Raw genomic sequence first — 2,885 nt, forward strand, 5'->3', positions numbered from 1 at the left:
CGCATCCTGCGTCAGCGCGCGGCGCCGAGCCGGTCCCACCACCAGTTGAGAACGTCGAGGCCCGTCCGCTCCGAGTTCTGGGCCGAGGCCACCTGCTCGGCCCGGAACTCGCTCGCGGTGACGCCGAACTGCGCGCGGAAGCTGCGACTGAAATGGACCTTGCCGCGAAAGCCGAAATCGGTCGCGAGCCGGGAGAGGCGGCGCGTCTCCAGCGGGTCGCTCAGCGCCGCGCGGACGCCAAGCAGGCGGCGCTCCTGGACCGAGCGCATGATGCCGCCATGGGGAGCGAACATCCGGTAGAGGGTGGCCCGCGACACGCCGATCTCGCTGGCGATCAGTTCGGGCGACAAGTCGGGCGAGGCGAGATGGTTGCGGATCGCCTGCTCGGCGAGGGCGACGTAGCAGGTCTCGAACTCCTGCTCCTCCACGAGATCCTTCGCCCGCGCCGGATCGAGGAGCGCCTGCAGGAAGTCGGCCGTGTGCGCGACGACGCCCTCGACCTGCGGCTCTTCGAGGAACAGGCTGCGTTCACGCAGAGCCGTGAGATGCGCCGCCAGCAGCCGGTTGCGCACCGGATCGAGCCGTGGCGGCAGGGGGCTGCCGGCGATGCCGGGCAGGAGCGCACGCGGCACGATGAGCGAGATCGTATCCGAGGAGGTGGCGAACGTGTCCACCTCGAAGCCGAGGTCGATGATCGCCACCTGCGAAGACCAGAGCGTGGTTTGGTGGCCGCTGATCAGGCCGTTGAAGCCGCCGACGTTGTAGAGGTGGAACAGGATGTGGTCCGGCGTCCGGGCGATGAGGTCGCGATCGCGCCGGAAACTTTGTGCCCCGAAGACGACGCGCGCGACGATGAGATCACCCATGACGACGCCGCTGGCGGAGCCGGTCGGCAGGCGCTGGTTCGGATGGACGACGCGCGGCTCGAACAAGGCGCCGACGACGCCCTTCCAGATCTCGAACGCTTTCTCGTTCGGCAGACCTGTCGAAAGGTAGTCCAGGCGCTGGAGGATCGACACGCGAAGAGGCTTCTAAAAAAAGTACGACGGGGATGCTTCGGCGTCTCGGCCAGCGTCTCGAAAGGTCAGATGCCGGGCACGCCGTGCCCGCGCCGCAGGATGCGTGACGTCGGAACACAGTCGATCGACTTGCCGGCCCGAACCATCCGCTGCCCCGGACTGTAAGATAGCTTTAGTATGGAGGCCGACCCTGTTTTATCGATCGTATGCAACGCCTTGACGACAGAATCGACGATCAAGCTAAAGGTACCGTTGCAGGTTTCAAGAGGCTCAGAATCTCTTTTATGCAAAGTCGATGATCTCCGATGTACATCGAATGAGATGCGCCCGATCAGTGGCATGATTTGATATTGTCGGCGCACGAAGACGATGAATTTCCTCAATCAGCCCCCATGGCGGGATCATTTTTTGTTTTTGAAAAAGCAAATATTCAATGGAAATTGCTGAAATTTCATGTTCAGCGCAGCGCGATGTTCATTCAGCTGGCGCAGATTTTCGATAAAAACGTGAATGCTTATTGAATTATCGATTAACTGAATTTGACTGAGAAAATCGAGTCATTTGAGCGGTCTCAAGCCTATTGCGCGCGATCCGATGGCGTCCAAAAGTGCCGTCGATGTACGGGAAAATCGTCTGTATTTTGGAAGGACTGCCGGTGGCCGGCGGCTTTGCTCAGGTGGTCGGGCGTGGGTTGTGCCGGGTCATTTTCGGCAGCTGTTGCAGGCGGGACGCGGTCGCGATCGTCCGTACTCCGCCACCTGAAAACTGAGACGCTCGATCAATCGAAAAGGCGTGCAATCTCTCCGCAAATCAGGCCCTTGCTGGTATGCAGCGGATCGCAAAGATGCGGGAAGCGCACTTGCGTGGCAACGTGGGGTTGGAATGAGTAAGCAGCTTCTCATCTACGAGCGTGCAGTACCGGTGACCCGGCAGCGGCACGGCTCCTGGTCGGTCAAGGCCGGTGCGACTTTCGAATTTGCCCGCGGCGTCAACTCCGTGCCCCTGATGGTCGCCGAGTTCCCGAATGCCGGGGCCGAGTACACGATCGTGTTCGGCGGCGCCGACGACGAGATCATCCCGGTGGCGCTCCTCGGGATCCGGGACGGCGAGAACCTGTACGTGAGCGAGGCGGGCTCTTGGTCCGGCGCCTATGTTCCGGCGTTCCTGCGCCGCTATCCGTTCGTGTTCTCCAGCGACAACGCGAACGACCCCGACGCCACCTTCACGCTGTGCGTGGACGAGGATTTTTCCGGCTGCAACGACGATGGCCGCGGCGAGCGCCTGTTCGATGCCGACGGTGACCGCACGCAGTATCTGCAGAACGTCCTCGGCTTCCTTCAGGCCTACCAGACGCAGTTTCAGCGCACCAAGCTGTTCGTGAAGCGTCTGCAGGAGTTCGACCTGCTGGAATCCATGCAGGCGCAATTCACCCTGCGCACGGGCCAACGCTCGACGCTGTCGGGATTCAGCGTGGTCAACCGCGACCGGCTCAAGGCGCTGTCCGCCGAGAAGCTCGCGGAGCTGATGCAGGCCGACGAGATGGAGCTGATCTACCAGCACCTCGCCTCGCTTCGGAACCTCACGCCGATCGCCGAGCGCATCGGCGTGCCGGTCGAAACGGCTGCGCAGGAGGCCGAGACGGCTCCGGCTTCTCCGGCCGATTTCGAGACGACCGGCAACGCCTGATCCGGCGTCGGCCTCGTCCTCGACACGGGGGCGAAGCTCGCCACGGCGATCGGCGCGCGCGAGCGGGCGCCGATCGGATCTTCCAGACCACCTTTGACGACCCGGCCGTGCCACGGCGGCCGGGTCACTTGATGTGCGCGCGCCGAACGCGGTGCGCCCTGCCCGGTTGGAGAGAGCGTC

3 protein-coding genes are annotated in these 2,885 nt (G+C 63.1%); 2 read left to right on the forward strand and 1 reads right to left on the reverse strand.

The genetic code is table 11. The annotated features are described in order from the left end of the window. Nucleotides 1-11: 11 nt before the first annotated feature. Nucleotides 12-1,019: a helix-turn-helix domain-containing protein gene (locus MHA02_RS06075; protein WP_174804651.1), complete on the reverse strand. Its 1,008-nt coding sequence runs from the start codon at nucleotides 1,017-1,019 to the stop codon at nucleotides 12-14. A gap of 350 nt (nucleotides 1,020-1,369) precedes the next feature. On the opposite strand from MHA02_RS06075, the gene MHA02_RS22050 reads away from it, so the two are divergent. Both MHA02_RS22050 and MHA02_RS06080 read left to right on the forward strand, forming a co-directional pair. Then, nucleotides 1,370-1,540, forward strand: coding sequence for a hypothetical protein (locus MHA02_RS22050; protein WP_170249052.1), 171 nt, complete (start codon nucleotides 1,370-1,372; stop codon nucleotides 1,538-1,540). Between the two features lie 361 nt (nucleotides 1,541-1,901). Beyond that, nucleotides 1,902-2,705, forward strand: coding sequence for a SapC family protein (locus MHA02_RS06080; protein ID WP_147077585.1), 804 nt, complete (start codon nucleotides 1,902-1,904; stop codon nucleotides 2,703-2,705). Nucleotides 2,706-2,885 lie beyond the last annotated feature (180 nt).

This window comes from Methylobacterium haplocladii, assembly GCF_007992175.1.
GTDB lineage: Bacteria > Pseudomonadota > Alphaproteobacteria > Rhizobiales > Beijerinckiaceae > Methylobacterium > Methylobacterium haplocladii.